Consider the following 20,567-nt stretch of genomic DNA (forward strand, 5'->3'; position numbering starts at 1 on the left):
GGTACGCTGGATCGAACGGCGGGTATTGGCAGCCCCGAGGGTGAGAACGAAATCTCTGCAGCAAGTACATGATTTTCGACCACCGGCAGTGCACGAGTAACGTCTCACTCGCTCCTACCCCTAAAAGGCGTCAACCACTGCCGGGCACCGTCACCGACGAACACCTTTTTGGATCGACAACCGCAGCCACTGGACCCACGCCACCGACCTCACCCGAGGAAACACCCTCCTCACCCCCACCGGCGACCACACCACCATCACCCACGCCCACACCTACCCCCACCACCACCGCGTCCACAACCTCACCACCAACGCCACCCACACGTACTATGTGCTGGCAGGCACCACACCGGTCCTGGTTCACAACGACAACTGCCCCAATTGGGCAGCCAACAGCGTGAACACGTGGGGTCATACCTTCAAGACTCATGGCGCTGGAGTGAAGAACACGAAGAAGCTGACAGATCGCGCTCGTACCACCGGGAATCAGCAAGGCCAGTGGCTGGATAACGATGCTGCGGCAGAGTTCTTGAAGGGACTCCATGTCGAAGGTGCCGGGCCCAGATCGGTGCGGATTCCGGAAGGCACGGGGTAGGTGATTATGCCGGACGGGAGCATTGCGAAAGCGCGAGCAGCTACCATCGTCCCGAGTCCAAATGGGCTGTACAAACGGGATTTCCAATCATTGGCCCGAACTAGGAGCTGGAGAGATGAGCTTCTCTGTGTCGTTCAATCCGGCCGTGCCGTCTGGCACTCTGTCTCCTTCAACGAGCCTGGAACCGGGTGCCGATTACGAAACCCTCGTCCTGGAGGCGTGCAGCGCCCTCTCTGATGCTGGAGGCGGCAGATTTCACATCGGCGGGTTCGGAAGTGATACGTGGCCGCTCGATGTGGTGTATGACTTGTCTGCCTTCATGGAGCAACTGCCGTCGCTTCTGGCAGGCGTGCGCGAACGACGCGAAGTTGAGGTGGATCTCTACTCGCAAGGTATCGAGAGAACTTTGACCTTCCGCCCAAGCGGGGATCTCGTGATGATTCGCTGTGATTCGCGGACAAATTGGGTTCCAAACCCGGAGCGGGAGAATACTGCACTGGATGAGCTAGTCGCGATGCTCTCGAAATTAGCCGAGGACTTCGCCGGGGGGTTGAAGGCACTCAATTCCAAACTGTCGGAGGTCGCGCCATTCGAGCGTTGGTTGAAGGGCGAGGTGTAGCCTCACAGCCCGATCCCGCAACCCTCGCGCTGGATGGCGATAGCAAAGTTGAAGCCCCGTCAGGTGTGTCCTGGCGGGGCTTCTGCATGAGGTGACGGCAGGAGTTGACGACAACGTCAGCGGACGAGGACTCCGCACAGCGGCGGGTCGTTGCCGTCGCCGCGGGTCGGATCGTGGCCAGCAGGACTGGCGAGCGCGGTGCTGAGGGTGTCGATGGCGTCGGGCTGGAGGCGGAGTCGGACGTGGGCGTAGAGGGTGGCGGTGACGCCGATGTGGGCGTGACCCAACAGCTCCTTGATCACGACGAGGTCGATGCCTTGTTCCAGGAGCAGGGTGGTGGTTGAGTGGCGGAGGTCGTGGAAGCGGATGTGTCGGAGTCCGGCCCGGTTGAGGAAGCTGCGGAAGCGGCGGGTGGGGTTGGCCGGGTCGAGAGGTCGTTCGATCGGCATGGTGAAGACGAGGCCCTGTCACTCCAGTCCAGTTCTGCCGTCCTCCATGCTCTTCATGGAATGGCAGTATCCGGTCGAGAACACGATACGACGACGCACGAAGGCCCGAGGTTGGGGTTGGCAGGTGGGCGAGGCCGCCGGTTCGAGTGGGCTGAAGCGAACGGCGCATGGTGACAGCCCGAGGTCTTTCCCAACGGGAGCAAGGACTTCGCTCGACATCAACACCACAGTAAAGCTCGACCACCCCCAACACCCACCAAAAGGTGTCCACCACCGCCAGGGCACCGCAACCTTCACACGAACACCCCTTCTGGGTCGACGACCACGGCCACTGGACCCACGCCACCGACCTCCCCCGAGGAGACACCCTCCTCACCCCCACCGGCGACCACACCACCATCACCCACGCCCACACCTACCCCCACCACCACCGCGTCCACAACCTCACCATCAACACCATCCACACGTACTATGTACTGGCGGACGAGACGCCGGTCCTGGTTCACAATTGCGGCGGAGGAGTCACTGGAGCCCCGCGCTCGGCGGACGGCAAGTTCTCAAAGCGTAATGGCGAGCCTGGGCGTGACGGTGCTGCGGATGAAGCAAACGCCTGGGATCAGCTGGAAATGGACGGCGCAGCCGTTATGCGCAACGGAACTGCAGTTTCTGCACCAGGAATGCGAGCTCGCAAATATGACGGCACGGTTGAGATCAACGGCCAGTGGTATGGGCTAGAAGTTAAGGGCGGAACCGCCAAGAAGAATCCCCATCAACGGCAATTTGATGACTAACTCAATAGCGCAGGCAATACGGTCACCACTAGCGATGGCCGAACACTTGTCGGAGTTCACGATGTGTGGATAGATCGATAGTTCCTGTGGGGTCACCCTGGCCGGTCGGAACGACCCCACAGGACCGAACGGCGGTATAGTATCTTCAATCGAGTACCGCACGTCGACCCCGGATGGCAATTTCGAGAGAGGTGGCGAAAATGAGTTTCGATCTTATTTTTTGGTACCAGAAAGAAATCCCGACAACAGAGGAGGCAGCCCAGATCTACGATCAGCTGACGGATGGCGCTACAGGTATAGTCGAAGAGAGTGTGACCATCGAAAACTTCTACCGATCCATAATCTCCAAATTTCCAGACCTTGACGAAGAAAACATGAAGGAATCTCCGTGGGCTTCCCCTCTCTATTTCACCAGCAAGTGCGTGATCGCCACTATATCTTGGTCGCGTTCCCGTGAAGTTTTTCCGGTACTGCTCGACTTGGCGTCCACCCATGGGCTGACTATGTACGACCCGCAGGACCGAGTGGTCTACGGAATTACCAGAGACAGCTCAAACTGCTAATCATTTGGTGGAGGCACTTATGGCCCGGAGCACGTTAGATGCCGCTTCACAAGTGCTTGACGGCAACGTCAGCGGACGACGGCTGCGGCGGGCGAATCGTCGGGGACGTCGTTCAGGGTATCGATGGCTTGGCGTCGGAGTCGGAGGCATAGACGCCGGCCGATGACCGCCGACGTGAGCGTGGCCCAACAGCTCCTTGATGACGACGAGGTCGACGCCCTGTTTTAGGAGCAGGGTCGCGGTCGAGTGCCGTAGGTCGTGGAAGCGGATGCGCCGGAGTCCAGGCCGGATGAGGAAGCAACGCGGGTGAGGTTGGCCAGATCGGAAGGTCCGCCGGTGAGCGTGGCGAGGACGAGGCTTCTATCTCTCCAGTCCAGTACTGCCACCCTCCGTGCTCCTCGTAGGAATGGCAGCATCCGGTTGGGAGCACGATATGACGTACGAAGGCTCGGTGCTTGGCCTGATAGATAGGCGAAGTTACCGATCCGAGTGCGCTGGAGCGAGCGACGGATCGTAACGGCGGCCCCGATAATGAAGTCAACGTCATCCCGCCGGCAGCCGGGTGCAGTGCCGGATGCATGCGTGCTCGGCTCGATGGACTCGCACTTCATCGAGCCGAGCGTCGCACCCGATCAGGTCGCTCCAACAGCTGACAGCCGGGGAACGGACACCTCCCCCGTCACCTTCAGCGACCCCTGATGGGCTGCTCTACCGGTGGTTGAAACGCCAGGCCAAAGCCATCGTCGAACGGTTACGCACAACAGCGCTCAGCAAGGCCGTCCAGCGTCGTACGCAGCGTGATATCGCTCGGCAAGAGTGCGCATTCCCGGCTGCGTTCCCCGCAGTCCACACCACAGCAAACCACTCCACAGCGGTCCACACCGCGCGTCTCACGCACCTACAACGGGCATACCGCTCAACAGATCTCGGCGGCGCAGGCCACTTTAGCCGATACCCGCTCCGTCATCGACGTCGTCCTCGACGCAGGAGGAAAGGTCCTGTCCGAGGTCCTCGGCCTGGACGACATCAAGAACTGCTTCACCAAAACCGACATCGTGGCCTGCGGCTGGGTCCTGATCAGCGCGGTGCCCTGGACGAAGCTCGGCAAGATCCCCGACCTCCTCCGCGGCATCAACCGCGCCGTCGACCGCGTCCGGACCTGGCGACGCGAACGCGACGAGGCCACCGCGGTCCTGCGCAGCGCGGGCTGCCGGGTCAACAGCTTCGTCCCCGGCACCCTCGTCCTCCTCGCCGACGGCACCCACACACCCATCGAGGACATACAACTCGGGGACGAAGTCCTCGCCTCCGACCCGGACACCGGGGAAATCGGGCCCCAACGGGTCGTGGCCACCATCACCAGCGAAGGCCCCAAGACCCTCGTCGACGTCAGCCACACCCCCAGCCCCGACCAGCTCCCGGGCACCGTCACCGCCACCGACGAACACCCCTTCTGGGTCGACGACCACGGCCGCTGGACCCACGCCACCGACCTCACCCGAGGAGACACCCTCCTCACCCCCACCGGCGACCACACCACCATCACCCACGCCCACACCTACCCCCACCACCACCGCGTCCACAACCTCACCATCAACGCCGTCCACACGTACTATGTACTGGCAGGCGAGACGCCGGTTCTTGTCCACAATTGCGGCGGAGGAGTCACTGGGCACCCGGCGAGCTGTGAATGCGCTGACGGCGGCATACCGAAGGTACGTAATGGCAAACTAGCAGGAGACGTTCATCCTAAAACGAATGTCCCATTCGATGAAAATGGCTTCCCCGATTTCTCAGCGTGGCGCCATCCGGATGTGCCCGACGTACGAATCGAACTTTCCGGAAGCCGTGGAACAGATTTCGCAAGATCTAATCGCGCAGCGGGTCTCAGCGAGACGGATATACGTGGCACCACCACCAAGAGCCGGGGCTTATGCAGTTGATCCAGACAGAAGCTCATAAAAGGACAGCTCACACAGGCGGATTCTCCATAGGAAGGTAGTAATGAACGAGTTGTTTGAGGACGGAGACTACTATATGGGCCCCCCGCTGAGTCATGACATGGTTCTTCGCGCAGAATATTCCTTAGGTCTGCGACTCCCCGAAGGCTACGTGGCAGCCCTGTCAATAAAAAATGGTGGAGTGCTGAAGCGGCGATGTTTCCCTACAGAGTTCGCGACATCGTGGGCTGTCGACCATTTCGAGGTACGCGCACTTCTCGGAGTCGGAGGGACATGGGGGATTGATTCTTCTTCTGGACTGGGGAGCGCAGACTTGATCGCCGAATGGGGCTACCCAGAAATTGGTGTAATCATTTGTGACATGCCTTCAGGTGGACATGACGTTGTAATGCTTGACTACTCCCAGTCCGGCCCGGACGGTGAGCCATCTGTTGCATACGTCGACGAAGACCGTATCCCTCGGACAGTAGCGGGATCATTCGACGAGTTCTTGTCCCGATTGATTCTCTGCAGTTCACCGATTTAGGTCGCGTCTTCTTCGCGGACAAGTTTGAACGTCTTTGCGAGAAGATGAAGGTCCCCTCCACATGACGACGGAGGGGACCTTTTTCGATCGACAAGATCATCAGCGGACACATAAGATAAATGTAGACGCAACTTGCACACAGGTTTGCACAACAAATGCTGACCTATACATCGCCGAACATCTTCGCATGGAAGGACTGCGCAACCAGGGAGTGGATCTGTCTAATAAAATCCCACCTGCAGGCAAGAGAATTCTGGATGCAAGACAAAATTTTGAACAACTTAGACTCTGGTAGGAGCAACACAAACTGATTGGGTCTCTGGGAGCAGCGGCCGGAACTGAATCAGTTCGGTTTCGATCACAGCCGAGCGCGTGATGGCATAGGCAGGAGCCCCGCCGATCCCGGCGACGCTCCTGCGTGGTGGCGACGGCAGTAGTTGGCGGCAACGTCAGCGGACGCGACCTACGCAGGACGGTGGTTCATCGCCCCCGGATCGCCGCCGTTTCGGTGTCCTCCTGGCTGCAGAGCGTGGTGCTAAGGGGCCGATGGCGTCACGGCTGGAGGGGCGGAGTCGGACGTGGTCGCAGACGGTGGCAGTGACGCCGATGTGGGCGTGGCCGAGGAGTTCCTTGATAACGACGAGCTCGACGCCGTGTTCCAGGAGCAGGGTGGCGGTGAAGTGCCTGAGGTCGTGGAAAGCGGATGCGTCGGAACCCTGGCCGGATGATGAAGCAGCGCGGGTGAGGTTGGCCAGATCGCGAGGCCGGCCAATCAGCGTAGTGAAAACGAGTGCCTTTCACTCCACAGCGGACCACTCCACAGCGGTCCATACCGCTCGTATCACGCACCTACAACGGACATACCGCACAACAGATCTTGGCGACGCAGTCCACTTTGGCCGGCACCCGCTCCGTCATCGACGTCGTCCTCGACGCAGGAGGAAAGGTCCTGTCCGAGGTCCTCGGCTTGGACGACATCAAGAACTGCTTCACCACAGCCGACATCGTGGCCTGCGGCTGGGTCCTGATCAGCGCGGTGCCCTGGACGAAGCTCGGCAAGATCCCCGACCTCCTCCGCGGCATCAACCGCGCCGTCGACCGCGTCCGGACCTGGCGACGCGAACGCGACGAGGCCACCGCGGTCCTGCGCAGCGCCGGCTGCCGGGTCAACAGCTTCGTCCCCGGCACCCTCGTCCTCCTCGCCGACGGCACCCACACACCCATCGAGGACATCCAACTCGGGGACGAAGTCCTCGCCTCCGACCCGGACACCGGGGAAATCGGGCCCCAACGGGTCGTGGCCACCATCACCAACGAGGGACCCAAGACCCTCGTCGACGTCAGCCACACCCCCAGCCCCGACCAGCTCCCGGGCACCGTCACCGCCACCGACGAACACCCCTTCTGGGTCGACGACCACGGCCGCTGGACCCACGCCACCGACCTCACCCGAGGAGACACCCTCCTCACCCCCACCGGCGACCACACCACCATCACCCACGCCCACACCTACCCCCACCACCACCGCGTCCACAACCTCACCATCAACGCCATCCACACGTACTATGTACTGGCGGGCGAGACGCCGGTTCTTGTCCATAATGACGTCTGCCCCATCGATGCTGTGTCGGGTCCTGCCGGCGAGACACTACCTCTACCAAAAGGGGCACCTGGCAGACCTGCTAACTCAGGCAGGGGATGGATCTACGATGTTCCAGCGAGCACGGAGGGACTTAGCAACCGAGTGACACAGGTTCGAGTAATGAACCCCAGGACAGATGGACCGCACCAGTACCCAAATGGGTATGTGGTTTATTACAACAGCTCAGGTTAAGCCGTTCATCCGACGACCGGTCGAACACTAGGCAAATCTGACCCGTATAGGCACATACCAATATCATGACAACAATCACATCCCTTATTCACGCCAGACCTAACCCAAATGACTCTATTGCACTGTCCGAGCTTGACCCACTTCGGAAAGTCGATGCGCTGCAGGAGGCACAATTACTGGATTCCAAAGTCTGCCACGTAACGAGCACCGCCGCCCTACTCCTTGAAATGCGTACAGCCCTCGAGATCGATACGGGCAATTTTGCCCTCCTTGTAGTTCGACGCACGGAAACATTGACATGGACCATGGATCAAATCCTCGATCCATTCATGGCAGTCACAATAATCTCAAGCCTTCCACATTCCTCAAACAACAGCTTCGGCCTGCACCTAGGCTTTATACCCGACGGTCACCTAACACTAGTGGGCGAGCGCGCAGACTTTTACCTACTAGACGTCGAGGAAATTTCTGAAACGATTCCAGATTACACTGAAGTAGATATAAAGGAGCTATCCAGCGCTCTTCCTTCTTGGTCATCTAAGTGCAACCTACTAGGAGCTTCCTACCTGGGTTAATAAAAAACATATTCAATCAGTTCTGCCGCGTGACTAGTACAGCGGACCCCAACTTCTATACCTGCTGGGGTCCGCTACTAGACTAAGCACGACATCGCTTCTATCTTTCGTGTCCAGTCGGTATCTTTCATAGCAGCAGACCGACGGACATCCGTTCGGTGAGAAGTTCTCGCCTCCGATCCGGACACCGGGGAAACCGGGCCCCAACGGGTCGTGGCCACCATCACCAACGAGGGACCCAAGACCCTCGTCGACGTCAGCCACACCCCCAGCCCCGACCAACTCCCGGGCACCGTCACCGCCACCGACGAACACCCCTTCTGGGTCGACGACCACGGCCGCTGGACCCACGCCACCGACCTCACCCGAGGAGACACCCTCCTCACCCCCACCGGCGACCACACCACCATCACCCACTCCCACACCTACCCCCACCACCACCGCGTCCACAACCTCACCATCCACGCCGCCCACACGTACTATGTGCTGGCCGGCACCACGCCGGTCCTGGTTCATAACACCGGCGGCAGCGGTCACATGTGCGATATCACGGCGACAGCTCCTGACGGGAGCACGCGTGTCGATGTAAAGCTGGAGAGCGGTGACATGACTCCGGAGGAGGCTGCTCTCGGCTATCCCAATAATTCGGCTTTCACGCACACAGAGCACCGGTTCTCACGTATGGCAGGTGCTTCCACAGGGCCGAAGGTCTCACTTCCGGGCGATCCGTTCGCTGGTAAGTACCCGTTGAGCCCTGGTGACGCAGTGGCGATGCGAGGCCAGCTTCCGCCCTGCTCAAGGTGCAAGGGGGCGATGAACCGAATGGTCAGGGAATTGGGAGTGTCAGTTACGTATACATGGGACGGGGCCAAGAGCTCCGGAACATGGAAGGCGAGGGGCTAGGGATGAGGCTGACCGCCACAGAGGTCGGGTTCTTTGAGGACTACAAGGATGAGGAGGCACTTGAGGTAGGCGTCAGCGGGATGGACGACGCTGGCGTTCAACGATCATTCTCGATCCAGCGATCCACCTATGAGCCAGACGAGCAGGACGTGCAGTCTGGAATGGACTCCTACAACGTCTCGAACGAGCAGGGATTTACGGTTTACGGCTGCCTGCGGCGCGTGCGGCTTAACGGCGCGATGCTGGACCTGGAGTTCACAACTGAAGACGCGAATATCCTTGAAACCTCAACTGTCGTGGAAGTGGACCTGCGTGATTCGGGAGTTGACGTCACGAACCTGTCCATGAAGCTACGTGAAATATTGGACTGGGGAGCCCCCGAGAAGCGACCAGAACTGATCGGACTGAACGTTTCCGAGTAGCCGTCTGGTGAGTCAATTTTCCGCTATACGCTAACGCTGGCCGTCCGGATCAATGCATATGGGCCCCCCGGAAGTCATTCCGGGGGGCCCATATGGCGTTTGACGGCAACGTCAACGGGTACGGAGGGCGGGCGGTCGGGATCGCCATTCTGGTCGCCGAGGGCCTCGTCCAGTGGCGATGGTTTGGCGCTGGAGGCGAAGTCGTACGTGGGTCCTCGCGAGTTTGCCGGGAGGGCCTCGTGCCGTTTGGCTACACCGCGGACGGCATTGTCAGCGGTGCCTGCCGCAACGGGTGGGTCGTCCTGGGCGTCGTCTATGAGCCGAGGACGTCCTTCAGGGTATCGACGGCTTGGAGTTGGAGTCAGAGTCGTAGGTGGACGTACCGACGGCAGGGACCGACGATGTTGGCATCGCTCACAAGCTCCTTGAAGACGAGGTCGAGGCCCTGCTTCAGTAGCAGGGTCGCGGCCGAATGCCGTAGGTCATGGAAACGGACGCGCCAAACTCCGGACCGGGTTGAGGAAGCAGCGCGGGTGAGGTCGACCAGATCGGAAGGTCCGCCGGTCAACGTGGCGAGGACGAGGCTCGGTCACTCTAGTCCAATCCTGCTCTCCGGGAAATGAGTCATCCCCCCGGAGCCACGAGATTCGAGCACTGCACCCGTATCAACACTTCGCGGACGACGCGACATGGATCGTGTCATCTTCCGAGTGCGGACCTGGCGGCGCGAACGCGAGGAGGCCACCGCGCTGCTCCGCAACGCCGGCTGCCGGGTCAACAGCTTCGTCCCCGGCACCCTCGTCCTCCTCGCCGACGGCACCCGCACACCCATCGAGGACATCCAACTCGGGGACGAAGTCCTCGCCTCCGACCCGGACACCGGGGAAATCGGACCCCAACGGGTCGTGGCCACCATCACCAACGAGGGACCCAAGACCCTCGTCGACGTCAGCCACACCCCCAGCCCCGACCAGCTCCCGGGCACCGTCACCGCCACCGACGAACACCCCTTCTGGTCGACGACCACGGCCACTGGACCCACGCCACCGACCTCACCCGAGGAGACACCCTCCTCACCCCCACCGGCGACCACACCACCATCACCCACGCCCACACCTACCCCCACCACCACCGCGTCCACAACCTCACCATCAACGCCACCCACACGTACTATGTACTGGCGGGACAGACACCTGTCCTGGTTCACAACAGCGGAGGATGCCTTCCCGTTCTCAGGGACTGGAGCAGCCAGCGGTTCCAGTTCGGAAATCAGTCTGTCTTGTTAGACAAGAAAGGAATGGAGCAAATCCTTACTCGTCACCACTCGGATCACTGGGATGGATCAATAAAGAACACTCAAACCTTCTTCGATTCAAACATGAGCGTTGATGACATCCGAGACGCCATCGGCCAGGTAATGAGACAGAACCGCGATACACTAATTCAGCGAGGCAGCCAAGGAATGTATCAGATTCGCGGAAACGCCAACGGGGTCGATTACGTAGTCGGCCTAAATAAAGGCCGAGTGGGCCAGTTCTATCCGGAATAAAATATCACCGAAGGACCTGAGACATGGTTGAGATCGAGACGTTCCTAAGGGGCGCGGACGGCGGATTTGTTCGAGTCGACGCATGTGACATCCCGCCACCCGACCTTGACTACATCGAAGGCGCCATTCGGCTGTCCGTTGATGGATTGGAAATCATCGGCACTGAAGAGTGGGACTACGTTGACCAGCTTTGGTGCTATATCGCCGCCATGGTGACAAGCGTACAGTCATCGGGTTACGCGGAGACGTATTTTCCGGATCAGCCGATCAAGCTGTCCCTGCGGGCCGCAGGTTCCCGCGTCTTGGTGACCGTAGTAACTGGACAAGAAACGAGGACAGCGAGCACTTCACTTCTCGACTTTCTGGAGGCCGTCAAAGAGGCTGGGATGATTTTCTTCCGGACGATGTCCGAGTTTGTCCCGGCTAACACGTATGTCGAGGCGCAGCAGGACCTGTCAGTTTGACCAAGCCAGTGGCCCCGCCGAGGATCCCCTTCGACTCACATGGCCAATTTGTTTTCTCCAACGGAAAAAATACATTACACCCGATGTCGACGGACACAACACAACAAACGGCTGGAAGGTGATCAACTCCGATGGAAAATGAAAAGGAACCTATGACTCGGAGCTCAATCGAATCGAAGATTGATTTATTTTCAATCGAGATACTGGAACAGGATGATAACTCAGATAATTGGGGAACTATGGGGCAAATCAGGGTAGGCAAAGACTTTTGCGAAAGATTCTCGATCAACTTAAGCTTTTGGTCACCCAAGGACTACCGTCTAAGCTGGACGAACGCCCTCAGAAACATCGACAAATCCTCTACGTCCACTTCCTGTCTTATCGCCTCGATCACCGATCCGGAAAACAGCAACTTTGTCTCCTGTTGGCCGATGTATCGATATGGAGACGTGGTCTACGTCCAAAATTCACTTATTTTTCTAGACCAGCTCAGTGAGCCTTTCAACCCGGAGCACCCATGGAATCACATCCAACCCCATCAGGAAGTAAGCGATGACGGGACCAGAATTTCCCAGTGGACTACTAGCATCTCCGCCGTGCGAGAGTTTCGCAGAGATTATTAGGACGATTAAGCGAACAAGCTCACGGGTGACACACTTGGTACCATGCACCTCAAACCACAAATTGGGCAGCGAGGTTCGACGACGGTGTTCTAACTGCGGACCAATCACTTCACGACCCTCGCCGAACCGATGACTCACGATACCGAAAACTTTCACGACGCGTTCTCTAGCTTTGTCAGAAAGTCCGGTCGGTGGCGTGACGTCGAACCGGAGGCACTTTTTTCGCAATGGAGGACGTTCGTCGAGGAGTGCGAACAGGGCTATCGGGGTGATGCCGAAGACTACTTCAATGATCTGACATCGAGGGATTGCCTGGCAAATGCATTGAATTCTGCGGAACTGCAAAAATTTCCCGAGCTTGCACTACTAAGCGCAGAAGTGGAAGCCGTGGACTCAAGATTCCGTGCACTTCTATTTCCTGATGCGTTCCCAAGAATGCCCGAGGAAGTCTGGTGGGCGCGCGGAGTGGTGAAATTTGCAGGTAGGCGCCTGGTGGAGGACTTGAGGCGCGAATATCGCGTTGAGCCGGAGCTAGTCGAATAGTTGTTGAAGGTTCGCGCAAGCAAGGAGAAGCCCCGTCAGGTGCGTTCTGACGGGGCTTCTTGCGTCATCAGACGGCGATAGTTTACGGCAACGGCAACGAACGGGGGCCGCACAGGGGCGGTTTAACACCGTTGGAGCGCACCCCTCAGTGGTCTCCTAGCTGCCGCGTGCGGTCCCGAGGGTGTTGATGGCGTCATGCTGGAGGCGGAGTCGGACATCAGTGTAGACGGTGGCGGTGACGCCGATGTTGGTGTGGCCCACCAGCTCCTTGGGAACGAGGCCAACGCCCTGTCCCAGAAGCAGGGTCGCGGCCGAATGCCGTAGGTCATGGAAACGGACGCGCCAAACTCCGGACCGGATTGAGGAAGCAGTGCGGGTGAGGTCGACCAGATCGGAAGGTCCGCCGGTCAGCGTGGCGAGGCCGAGGCTCGGTCACTCTAGTCCAATCCTGCTCTCCGGGAAATGAGTCATCCCCCCGGATCCACGAGATTCGAACACTGCACCCGTATCAACACTTCACGGACGACGCGACATGGATCGTGCCATCTTCCGGGTGCGGACCTGGCGACGCGAACGCGACGAGGCCACCGCGCTGCTCCGCAACGCCGGCTGCCGGGCCAACAGCTCCGTCCCCGGCACCCTCGTCCTCCTCGCCGACGGCACCCACACACCCATCGAGGACAACCAACTCGGAGACGAAGTCCTCGCCTCCGACCCGGACACCGGGGAAATCGGACCCCAACGGATCGTGGCCACCACCACCAACGAGGGACCCAAGACCCTCGTCGACGTCAGCCACACCCCAGCCCCGACCAGCTCCCCGGCACCGTCACCGCCACCGACGAACACCCCTTCTGGGTCGACGACCACGGCCGCTGGACCCACGCCACCGACCTCCCCCGAGGAGACACCCTCCTCACCCCCACCGGCGACCACACCACCATCACCACGCCCACGCCCACGCCCACGCCCACACCTACCCCCACCACCACCACGTCCACAACCTCACCATCAACGCCACCCACACGTACTATGTGCTGGCCGGCACCACACCGGTCCTGGTTCACAATTCCGATCCCTGCGGCCCGGATTTGGGTGATTCCTGGAAACCGAAGCCCGCTGCGCAGGTTTGCGGAAAGGGCGGATGCGAGGAAGTTGCTGATCATATTCAGTCGACCATCGGAGGAGAGATTATGAGAATCACCGATAGGTACGGAGCACCCCGGGGCTTGGAAAATTTCGCGGCATCGACAGCCACTGGAGCCACCACGACGTCGTCGTCAAGAATGGTCGAGTATTCGATGCGACGACCGGCAGACGGGGCGAACCAATCGATCAGTATCTAAGCTACTTCGAGTACGGCGACGACCTTGTATTCAGCCCAGCTCCTAGGTAAAAGGTGTCTACATGGTCCTTCGCGAGAGACTAGCTGACGCCCATAGGCGTCCTGGCTTGTATGGATTGACCACCTTCGGCGAGGTGACTGCATTTGTGACCGGCATGGATGCCGCAACAGAATGGAATTTCCTGAAGGGATTTCGAGACTGGCTACACCACAAATCAGGATTGGGCGCCAGCCTAACGTGGCAAGTTTTGGTGGTGCAAATCGCCTACCCCAACAAGGACAACAATTTTTGGCACAGAGCCATGCACGAGGAAAGCGTCGAAGCCGTTACCACACTCTTCAACGAACTCGATTTGTTCCTCTCCCATCGGGAATCAGACCCCAACGGAGACCTACCGGACTTGAACTAATAGGGAACACGAAAGCTCGACTCTGGCGTTCAGAGATCATTTTCGATCCAGCGATCCACCTATGAGCCAGACGAGCAGGACGTGCAGTCTGGTATGGACTCCTACAACGTCTCGAAAGGGCAGGGGGTCACGGTTTATGGCTGTCTGCGGCGCGTGCGACTTAACGGCGCGATGCTGGACCTGGAGTTCACAGCTGAAGACGCGGATATCCTTGAAATCTCGACTGTCGTGGAAGTGGACCTGCGTGATTCGCGTGTTGACATCACGAACCTGTCCATGAAGCTACGTGAGATCTTGGACTGGGGAGACCCCGAGAAGCGACCAGAACTGATCGGACCGAGCGTTTCCGAGTAGCCGTCTGGTGAGTCAATTTCCCGCTATACGCTAACGCTGGCCGTCCGGATCGATGCATATGGGCCCCCCGGAAGTCATTCCGGGCGGGCCCATATGGCGTTTGACGGCAACGTCAACGGGTACGGAGGGCGGGCGGTCGGGGTTGCCATTCTGGTCGCCGAGGACCTCGTCCAGGTGGCGATGGTTTGGCGCTGGAGGCGAAGTCGTACTTGGGCCCTCGCGAGTTTGCCGGGAGGGCCTCGTGCCGTTTGGCTACACCGGTGTTCCGTTCGATGCCAACGGATTCCCTGACTTCGCTGCATGGCGTCACCCTCAGGTGCCGGGACGTTCGACTTCAACTCACTGGTAGCCGGCGAAGGACTTCAGGCTAGCCAATGAGGCAGCCGGGCCACCTTCGACCCCGGCAGGCTACACGTGGCATCATCACCAAGATTGTGCGCCTATGCAGCTCATCGATCGACAAATTCATGCCGACACCGGGCACACCGGAGGTTTCAGATGACGGATCTATTCGAGGATGGCGACTACTATACCGGGCCTCAGCTCGACAGAGACATGGTCCTTCGAGCTGAGGAGGACCTCCGGGTGCGCCTGCCTCGTAGCTACGTCGAGGTGCTACTCCTCAGGAACGGAGGTACTCCGCGGCATCGTTGCTATCCCACGTCGTTTCCGACTTCATGGGCTGACGATCATTTCGAGATCAGCGGGATTCGAGGAATCGGTGGATTTTGGGGAATCGACTCCACGTCCGGTCATGGAAGCTCATACCTGATCTCCGAGTGGGATTATCCGGAAATTGGCGTAGTGATTTGCGACACGCCTTCCGGTGGCCATGACACGGTAATGCTCGACTATTCCGAGTGCGACTCGGAGGGGAACCCTTCCATCGCGTACATCGATGAAGATCGCATCCCTCGGCGGGTAGCGCGTTCGTTTGACGAGTTCCTCGCGCGGCTAGTTCGTTGTGATTCGGTAGGCTAGATTCGATGTACATTAGCCGGGAAGGGGCTGGCAAGTAGCTCCTTCCCGGTCGATAGGCAAAGACCCCCTCCGCCATACTTTTGCGGAGGGGGTCTTTGGTGTTTTGACGCCAACGCTGACGGCAACGTCAGCGGACGACGGCTGCGGCGGGTAGGTCTTCGAGGCCGTCGTCGGCTGAGCCGAGGGTGTTGCCGAGGGCGTCGATGTCTTGACTCTGGAGCCGGAGCCTCACGTGTGGGCGTAGACGCTGGCGGTGACGCCGATGTGGGCGTGGCCGGGGAGTTCCTTGATGACGAAGAGGTCGATGCCTTGTTCCAGGAGCAGGGTGGTGGTTGAGTGGCGGAGGTCGTGGAAGCGGACGTGTCGGAGTCCGGCCCGGTTGAGGAAGCTGCGGAAGCGGCGGGTGGGGTTGGCCGGGTCGAGAGGTCGTTCGATCGGCATGGTGAAGACGAGGCCCTGTCACTCCAGTCCAGTTCTGCCGTCCTCCATGCTCTTCATGGGAATGGCAGCATCCGGTCGAGAAAACGATACGACGACGCACGAAGGCCCGAGGTTGGGGTTGGCAGGTGGGCAAGGCCGCCGGTTCGAGTGCGCTGAAGCGAACGGCGCATGGTGACAGCCCGAGGTCTTTCCCAACGGGAGCAAGGACTTCGCTCGACATCAACACCACAGTAAAGCTCGACCACCCCCAACACCCACCAAAAGGTGTCCACCACCGCCAGGGCACCGCAACCTTCACACGAACACCCCTTCTGGATCGACAACCACGACCACTGGACCCACGCCACCGACCTCACCCGAGCAGACACCCTCCTCACCCCCACCGGCGATCACACCGCCATCACCCACGCACACACCTACCCCCACCACCACCGCGCCCACAACCTCACCATCAACGCCACCCACACGTACTATGTGTACTGGCCGGCACCACGCCGGTCCTCGTCCACAATTCCGGAGGGGCGTGCAAGGAAGTAGCCCTGCCCAGGTTTGACAGTTTCGAACAAGCCCGCAACCAAGCGCTTGATCTGTTGGGTGAGGTTGATCCGGCTACGCGGGAGCCGTACCGTGGACGGCTCGAATCTGCACCGACGACCTACGGCAAGGTAGCGGGATTCACTACTCGGGCTAACGGTGAATACAAGCGATTCAGGATGGATTTCGACCCCAGCGAAGGGCCCAGATATCAACGTGGAAGTCGGAAAGGGAGACTCGGCGCGCAAGTGGGCAGTGCCATGGGATGGGACAGAAGACGATTTCGCGAGAATACTTGGTGGTAATTCATGACGCTCGACGATGTATACGGAACCAGACCAGACCTCCTACCCAGATCTATGGTTCGAGTGGTTCGCGCAGATCAGCAAGGTGACCGACTGCTAACTTGGGCTGGCCAGCCGGGCGTGCAGCTACTGAACCTGGATCAGCATCTCCAGTACGAGCGCGAAAGTCTCCGTCGCTACCCGCGCAGCTCCGACGGTGCGATCACGTGGGGCGCGGTGGCTGATGATTTGGTACTCAGATCAATGGGATCGGATTCCGTCCAACTAAGCTCAGTAGTCCAACAGTTCGCCCCGATGGCTGGCAGCCTAATTTTTTTCTGGGCAAACCTGTCAATTCCAAGTATAGAAATGGGTCTTGAATCTTCCATCCTCCACCTGCCGATTATTGCAGAATCCGCACCGGAATTCTGGATCTATTCGCCAGGTGACCGCATTATGGTGGAAAGTTCATTCTTTGGCGTAGTGACTGTGGCGCATATTCCTGTGGCACCAGATGGCCAAAATCCTACATAACTTTGTTTGGCGGCATCGCTGACGGCAACGTCAGCAGACGGTCACGGCTGAGGGTGGTGAACTCTTCGGAGTCGTCGCCCTCAGCCAGTGCGTCGCTCAGGGTGTCGATGGCCTGGCGCTGGAGTCGGAGTCGGACGTGGGCGTAGACGGTGGCGGTGACGCCGATGTGGGCGTGACCCAACAGCTCCTTGATCACGACGAGGTCGATGCCTTGTTCCAGGAGCAGGGCGGTGGTTGAGTGGCGGAGGTCGTGGAAGCGGACGCGTCGGAGTCCGGCCCGGTTGAGGAAGCTGCGGAAGCGGCGGGGGAGGCTGGCCGGGGCGAGAGGTCGTCCGATCGGCGTGGTGAGGACGCGACCCTGTCACCTTAGTCCAGTTCTGCCGCCCTCCATGCTCCACATGGGATTGGCAGCATAAGCGTACAGCTCGCACTGACGGATTCTCCATAGGGAGTTAGCAATGAACGGCTGCCGACCATTTCGAGGTACGTGCACTTCTCGGAGTTGAAGGGACATGGGGGATTGATTCTTCTTCCGGCCTGGGGAGCGCAGACTTGATCGCTGAATGGGGCTATCCAGATGTCGGTGTAGTTATTTGCGACATGCCTTCTGGCGGACATGACGTTGTAATGCTTGACTACTCCCAGTCCGGCCCGTACGGTGAGCCATCTGTTGCATACGTCGACGAAGACCGCATCCCTCGGACAGTAGCGGGATCGTTCGAGGAGTTCTTGGCTCGACTGATTCCCTATAGCTCGCCGATTTGGGTAGCGCCTTCTTCAAGGGGGTTCGACCGCCTCTACGAAAAGATGAAGGTCCCCTTCGCGCGGCGGCGGAGGGGACCTTGTTTTCGATCGACGGGGTCACCAGTGGACGACGGCCACCAACCAGGAATCCCGAAATCAGGAGATTCGAGCACTTCGCCTTATTTCGGCATCACACGTCCATTCTCCTGTGGAGTCCGAAACCTGAACTGGTGGGACGCGGTATACTACGCCGGACCCGGCTGGACGCGGGAGCTGGGCAACCTTCGATGCAAATGGGCAGTTCCAGTACTTCGGGCGGTATCAGACATGTTGGTAATCAAACCGTGGGATGCTCGGGCCCGTAGTGGTGCTGGGCTCGTTGAACTCCGGGAGGCTGTCTCGGGCGAGGCCGTGAAAACGGTTCGCTACGTGGCGCTGCGGGGGGAGGGTTGGCCCGAAGGGCATAGGGAAGAACGCGCTCACGAAGTCGACATGGCCGTTGAACTGGGCATGGAGAGCGGGGCCGTGCTGGTTCTATGCTGGGCAATGGATGGCGTCAACGAAGGCATGGCAATTGAATTCATCAGCCCCGAGGAAGCGGGCACCGATCTGCCCGGGAATCCGATCGACGTGAGTGACCACGTCGATTGGGGGAGAATCTTGGGTGCTCCGATCGCGAGTATCGGAATCGCCTGGCATATCCCTAACGAGGGATGCCCAGAGATGCCTTGGGCCTACAACTTCGGATTCCCTGACGGGTCGAACCTAGTCGTTGCACTAGGTGAGGCTGAAGGTGCGGGATTCACGTATATGCCCGATGCCCTGCTCGTGATCTTCGATAGGAGCCTTGCGGCCTCCTACAAGATCCCGGCAAGCGCAACTTCTTCGTGCGGGTAGATCGCACCGAGAAGCACCATCTGATGCTCCCGTGTTCAAGTTTGGGCTCTTCTCGTTCCTAGGCAATGTAATTTCTGAGAAAAGAAGGCAGAGAAGGGGCCTCACCGGAGTGATCTCCGGTGAGGCCCCTTCTGCCGTTTAACGTCAACGGTGAGGGCAACGTCAGCGGACGACACCGCTGGGGGCGCCGCCTCCTCAGAGCCGGCGCCCCCAGCGAGTGCGTCGCTCAGGGTGGCGACGGCCTGGTGGTGGAGGCGGGGCCGGGCATGGGCGTGGACGCCGCTGGTGACGCCGATGTGGATGTGAGAGCGGGGAATTCGCAGCGTCGGGTCGTCGGGGCATCGTCGCCCAGACTGCGGGCGACTTGGCGAACTCTTCCCGTCCCGGGCGGCGTGCTCCAGGGCCAGCGTGAGGACGGAACGGACGTAGGCCAGCGACGGTGGGGCCCACCCAGCTTGCGGCGGCACCGTCCGACGGCGTGGCGACGGGCTTCCCCACCCCCCGCCTCGGTTCCTGGCGCACCCCACCGGCATACGGTGTGGAGCTGGTTCGGCCAGGTGCGGACGTTCTGGGCGGCGAGCTTGGTGAGCTTCCTCCGGCCCAGGCCCCGGATGAGGGACGGGCTGACGCGGGCCCTGGACCGGACGTGGGTGTTCTCGTCGAGCTGGTGAACGGCGACGTTCTCCAGCCAGCACCCGGGTACGCGTACGCGGCCACGACGGGACGCGCCCGGGAGGGACGCCGCCGCCCTCGGCCTGACCTGGGCGCGTTCCGGTTTCCCCTCGCGCAACTACCTGAATTCCGTTCAAGTGCTTGTTACCCTCGCCGCATGACCCGAGACCACCAGCTGTCGGCGGCGCTCGCCGTGGCCCGGCTGCGGATCGTCGAACGGCGCACCAGGGCGGGTGGTCGCGGGTACGTCGTGTCCTGCCTGCTGATGGCGGCGGCCGTGACGGCCTTCTACACCGGTCTGAAGGTGGCCCCGACGGTCGCTCCGGGAGACCTCGTGGTGCCCGCGTCCCTGCTCGTGTTGGGACTGCTGGGCCTCGCCGTCGCCCGTCTGCGCAGCGCCGACCCGCGCGCCGTGGAACTCGAACGGCCAGCGCTGTGCGCGAGCGCCGCACTGGCCCTGGTAGCCCTGCTCATGAACCGCTTCGTCGTCCCCAGCGGCCTGACACCCTGGGCGGTGCTGTTCGGCCTGCTCCCCGCGCTCCCCTACCTGGTCCTCGCCTGGCGGGCAGCGCGCCGGTGAGCCCGCGCACCGCCGACTACCGGCGGCGCCTCGACGAGCTGATCCACACCCCGGTCCGGCTGTCGGTGATGGCGCTGCTGGCCAGGAGCGACCGGGTGACGTTCGGCTACCTGCGGGACACCGTGGACGTCAGCGACTCCCTGCTGTCCAAGCACATGGCCACCCTGGAACGCGCCGGGTACGTCACCGTGACCAAGGGACACGAGGGACGCCGACCCCGGACCTGGTACTCGCTCACCGACCGGGGACGGCGGGCCTTCCTCGGCTACCGGCAGGCGCTGCGCCATCTCCTCGACTCCGAGTGACGCCGGGCCCGGCCGCCCCGCGCTCCCCGGCCCACCCGGCCATCCCGGCGTCCGAACACCCGACCCGGG

27 protein-coding genes and 5 pseudogenes are annotated in these 20,567 nt (G+C 60.4%); 25 read left to right on the top strand and 7 right to left on the bottom strand.

Annotated elements, in window-relative coordinates; all coding sequences use genetic code 11:
• Nucleotides 1-166 precede the first annotated feature (166 nt).
• Together G443_RS07755 and G443_RS07760 are read left to right on the top strand one after the other, a co-directional pair.
• Nucleotides 167-595, top strand: a pseudogene (locus tag G443_RS07755) (polymorphic toxin-type HINT domain-containing protein); the annotation flags it as partial.
• A 115-nt stretch (nucleotides 596-710) separates the two neighbouring features.
• Complete coding sequence (locus G443_RS07760) at nucleotides 711-1,214, top strand: hypothetical protein (protein WP_155886180.1); 504 nt, start codon at nucleotides 711-713, stop codon at nucleotides 1,212-1,214.
• Between the two features lie 116 nt (nucleotides 1,215-1,330).
• On the opposite strand, the gene G443_RS07765 is transcribed toward G443_RS07760, so the two are convergent.
• Nucleotides 1,331-1,663 (bottom strand): tyrosine-type recombinase/integrase, encoded by a 333-nt coding sequence (locus tag G443_RS07765; RefSeq protein WP_253860178.1) that lies wholly within the window; start codon nucleotides 1,661-1,663, stop codon nucleotides 1,331-1,333.
• A gap of 263 nt (nucleotides 1,664-1,926) precedes the next feature.
• Here G443_RS07765 and G443_RS07770 point away from each other — a divergent pair, with 263 nt between their 5' ends.
• Both G443_RS07770 and G443_RS07775 read left to right on the top strand, forming a co-directional pair.
• Nucleotides 1,927-2,454, top strand: coding sequence for a polymorphic toxin-type HINT domain-containing protein (locus tag G443_RS07770; protein ID WP_253860179.1), 528 nt, complete (start codon nucleotides 1,927-1,929; stop codon nucleotides 2,452-2,454).
• 200 nt (nucleotides 2,455-2,654) lie between these two features.
• Complete coding sequence (locus G443_RS07775; RefSeq protein ID WP_155886179.1) at nucleotides 2,655-3,017, top strand: hypothetical protein; 363 nt, start codon at nucleotides 2,655-2,657, stop codon at nucleotides 3,015-3,017.
• Here the strand turns inward: G443_RS07775 and G443_RS25785 are convergent, their stop codons facing one another.
• Nucleotides 3,018-3,308 (bottom strand): tyrosine-type recombinase/integrase, encoded by a 291-nt coding sequence (locus G443_RS25785; protein ID WP_081715520.1) that lies wholly within the window; start codon nucleotides 3,306-3,308, stop codon nucleotides 3,018-3,020. It abuts the gene before it with no gap.
• Nucleotides 3,309-4,102: 794 nt separating this feature from the next.
• Between G443_RS25785 and G443_RS07780 the strand changes: the two genes are divergently transcribed.
• From G443_RS07780 to G443_RS07785, 3 genes and pseudogenes are all read left to right on the top strand, one after another.
• Complete coding sequence (locus G443_RS07780; RefSeq protein ID WP_372493009.1) at nucleotides 4,103-4,960, top strand: polymorphic toxin-type HINT domain-containing protein; 858 nt, start codon at nucleotides 4,103-4,105, stop codon at nucleotides 4,958-4,960.
• Nucleotides 4,945-5,019 (top strand): annotated as a pseudogene (locus tag G443_RS25790) (HNH endonuclease); the annotation flags it as partial. The gene G443_RS07780 and the pseudogene G443_RS25790, both read left to right, overlap by 16 nt.
• A gap of 35 nt (nucleotides 5,020-5,054) precedes the next feature.
• Nucleotides 5,055-5,504 carry an SMI1/KNR4 family protein gene (locus tag G443_RS07785; protein WP_372493010.1) on the top strand — a complete coding sequence of 150 codons (450 nt, stop codon included), beginning with the start codon at nucleotides 5,055-5,057 and terminating at the stop codon, nucleotides 5,502-5,504.
• Between the two features lie 449 nt (nucleotides 5,505-5,953).
• On the opposite strand, the gene G443_RS07790 is transcribed toward G443_RS07785, so the two are convergent.
• Complete coding sequence (locus G443_RS07790) at nucleotides 5,954-6,280, bottom strand: tyrosine-type recombinase/integrase (protein ID WP_211237555.1); 327 nt, start codon at nucleotides 6,278-6,280, stop codon at nucleotides 5,954-5,956.
• A 101-nt stretch (nucleotides 6,281-6,381) separates the two neighbouring features.
• Here G443_RS07790 and G443_RS07795 point away from each other — a divergent pair, with 101 nt between their 5' ends.
• The 9 genes and pseudogenes from G443_RS07795 (at nucleotide 6,382) to G443_RS07825 (ending at nucleotide 12,417) form a co-directional block, all read left to right on the top strand.
• Nucleotides 6,382-7,338: a polymorphic toxin-type HINT domain-containing protein gene (locus G443_RS07795; protein WP_253860181.1), complete on the top strand. Its 957-nt coding sequence runs from the start codon at nucleotides 6,382-6,384 to the stop codon at nucleotides 7,336-7,338.
• A gap of 65 nt (nucleotides 7,339-7,403) precedes the next feature.
• Nucleotides 7,404-7,913 carry a hypothetical protein gene (locus tag G443_RS07800; RefSeq protein WP_155886184.1) on the top strand — a complete coding sequence of 170 codons (510 nt, stop codon included), beginning with the start codon at nucleotides 7,404-7,406 and terminating at the stop codon, nucleotides 7,911-7,913.
• 177 nt (nucleotides 7,914-8,090) lie between these two features.
• Nucleotides 8,091-8,816 (top strand): annotated as a pseudogene (locus tag G443_RS25795) (polymorphic toxin-type HINT domain-containing protein); the annotation flags it as partial.
• A 2-nt stretch (nucleotides 8,817-8,818) separates the two neighbouring features.
• Nucleotides 8,819-9,238: an Imm10 family immunity protein gene (locus tag G443_RS07810; RefSeq protein ID WP_211237557.1), complete on the top strand. Its 420-nt coding sequence runs from the start codon at nucleotides 8,819-8,821 to the stop codon at nucleotides 9,236-9,238.
• 619 nt (nucleotides 9,239-9,857) lie between these two features.
• Nucleotides 9,858-10,787 carry a polymorphic toxin-type HINT domain-containing protein gene (locus G443_RS25800; protein ID WP_372492959.1) on the top strand — a complete coding sequence of 310 codons (930 nt, stop codon included), beginning with the start codon at nucleotides 9,858-9,860 and terminating at the stop codon, nucleotides 10,785-10,787.
• A 23-nt stretch (nucleotides 10,788-10,810) separates the two neighbouring features.
• Nucleotides 10,811-11,251 carry a hypothetical protein gene (locus tag G443_RS07820; protein ID WP_026419249.1) on the top strand — a complete coding sequence of 147 codons (441 nt, stop codon included), beginning with the start codon at nucleotides 10,811-10,813 and terminating at the stop codon, nucleotides 11,249-11,251.
• A complete protein-coding gene (locus G443_RS26030) occupies nucleotides 11,220-11,393 on the top strand; it encodes a toxin C-terminal domain-containing protein (RefSeq protein WP_155886177.1) in 174 nt (57 codons plus the stop codon). The genes G443_RS07820 and G443_RS26030 overlap by 32 nt, the downstream gene beginning before the upstream one ends.
• A 97-nt stretch (nucleotides 11,394-11,490) precedes the next feature.
• Entirely contained in the window at nucleotides 11,491-11,874 is a 384-nt protein-coding gene (locus G443_RS25805) for a hypothetical protein (RefSeq protein ID WP_372493011.1), read from the top strand.
• Nucleotides 11,875-12,003: 129 nt separating this feature from the next.
• Entirely contained in the window at nucleotides 12,004-12,417 is a 414-nt protein-coding gene (locus tag G443_RS07825; RefSeq protein ID WP_081715514.1) for a hypothetical protein, read from the top strand.
• 156 nt (nucleotides 12,418-12,573) lie between these two features.
• Here G443_RS07825 and G443_RS24950 read toward each other — a convergent pair whose 3' ends face one another.
• Nucleotides 12,574-12,828 (bottom strand): tyrosine-type recombinase/integrase, encoded by a 255-nt coding sequence (locus G443_RS24950; protein WP_030103807.1) that lies wholly within the window; start codon nucleotides 12,826-12,828, stop codon nucleotides 12,574-12,576.
• A 380-nt stretch (nucleotides 12,829-13,208) separates the two neighbouring features.
• Nucleotides 13,209-13,583 (bottom strand): hypothetical protein, encoded by a 375-nt coding sequence (locus tag G443_RS07830; RefSeq protein WP_253860184.1) that lies wholly within the window; start codon nucleotides 13,581-13,583, stop codon nucleotides 13,209-13,211.
• Nucleotides 13,584-13,896: 313 nt separating this feature from the next.
• Here G443_RS07830 and G443_RS07835 point away from each other — a divergent pair, with 313 nt between their 5' ends.
• The 4 genes and pseudogenes from G443_RS07835 (at nucleotide 13,897) to G443_RS07845 (ending at nucleotide 15,507) form a co-directional block, all read left to right on the top strand.
• Entirely contained in the window at nucleotides 13,897-14,172 is a 276-nt protein-coding gene (locus G443_RS07835; protein WP_155886178.1) for a hypothetical protein, read from the top strand.
• A 30-nt stretch (nucleotides 14,173-14,202) separates the two neighbouring features.
• Nucleotides 14,203-14,526 (top strand): annotated as a pseudogene (locus G443_RS07840) (Imm10 family immunity protein); the annotation flags it as partial.
• Between the two features lie 400 nt (nucleotides 14,527-14,926).
• Nucleotides 14,927-15,028 (top strand): annotated as a pseudogene (locus G443_RS25810) (HNH endonuclease); the annotation flags it as partial.
• A 53-nt stretch (nucleotides 15,029-15,081) separates the two neighbouring features.
• Entirely contained in the window at nucleotides 15,082-15,507 is a 426-nt protein-coding gene (locus G443_RS07845) for an SMI1/KNR4 family protein (protein WP_245588843.1), read from the top strand.
• A 228-nt stretch (nucleotides 15,508-15,735) separates the two neighbouring features.
• Here the strand turns inward: G443_RS07845 and G443_RS07850 are convergent, their stop codons facing one another.
• Entirely contained in the window at nucleotides 15,736-15,948 is a 213-nt protein-coding gene (locus G443_RS07850) for a tyrosine-type recombinase/integrase (protein WP_211257314.1), read from the bottom strand.
• Between the two features lie 264 nt (nucleotides 15,949-16,212).
• Between G443_RS07850 and G443_RS07855 the strand changes: the two genes are divergently transcribed.
• Both G443_RS07855 and G443_RS07860 read left to right on the top strand, forming a co-directional pair.
• Entirely contained in the window at nucleotides 16,213-16,485 is a 273-nt protein-coding gene (locus tag G443_RS07855) for a polymorphic toxin-type HINT domain-containing protein (protein ID WP_026420774.1), read from the top strand.
• Between the two features lie 422 nt (nucleotides 16,486-16,907).
• Nucleotides 16,908-17,300 carry a hypothetical protein gene (locus tag G443_RS07860; protein ID WP_155886286.1) on the top strand — a complete coding sequence of 131 codons (393 nt, stop codon included), beginning with the start codon at nucleotides 16,908-16,910 and terminating at the stop codon, nucleotides 17,298-17,300.
• Here the strand turns inward: G443_RS07860 and G443_RS24955 are convergent.
• Entirely contained in the window at nucleotides 17,293-17,637 is a 345-nt protein-coding gene (locus G443_RS24955; RefSeq protein ID WP_211237633.1) for a tyrosine-type recombinase/integrase, read from the bottom strand. The two genes, G443_RS07860 and G443_RS24955, sit on opposite strands and share 8 nt — an antisense overlap.
• A gap of 215 nt (nucleotides 17,638-17,852) precedes the next feature.
• Between G443_RS24955 and G443_RS07875 the strand changes: the two genes are divergently transcribed.
• The 3 genes from G443_RS07875 to G443_RS07885 all read left to right on the top strand — a co-directional run bounded on the left by G443_RS07875 (nucleotide 17,853) and on the right by G443_RS07885 (nucleotide 20,498).
• On the top strand, nucleotides 17,853-18,941 hold the full coding sequence (locus G443_RS07875) for an SMI1/KNR4 family protein (protein WP_272500019.1): 1,089 nt from the start codon (nucleotides 17,853-17,855) through the stop codon (nucleotides 18,939-18,941).
• An 829-nt stretch (nucleotides 18,942-19,770) separates the two neighbouring features.
• On the top strand, nucleotides 19,771-20,193 hold the full coding sequence (locus G443_RS07880; protein ID WP_026420772.1) for a hypothetical protein: 423 nt from the start codon (nucleotides 19,771-19,773) through the stop codon (nucleotides 20,191-20,193).
• Nucleotides 20,190-20,498: a winged helix-turn-helix domain-containing protein gene (locus G443_RS07885; RefSeq protein WP_026420771.1), complete on the top strand. Its 309-nt coding sequence runs from the start codon at nucleotides 20,190-20,192 to the stop codon at nucleotides 20,496-20,498. Before G443_RS07880 ends, G443_RS07885 begins: the two co-directional genes overlap by 4 nt.
• Nucleotides 20,499-20,567: the final 69 nt, after the last annotated feature.

The sequence above is a fragment of the Actinoalloteichus caeruleus DSM 43889 genome (assembly GCF_000429185.2).
Taxonomy (GTDB): Bacteria; Actinomycetota; Actinomycetes; order Mycobacteriales; family Pseudonocardiaceae; genus Actinoalloteichus_B; species Actinoalloteichus_B caeruleus.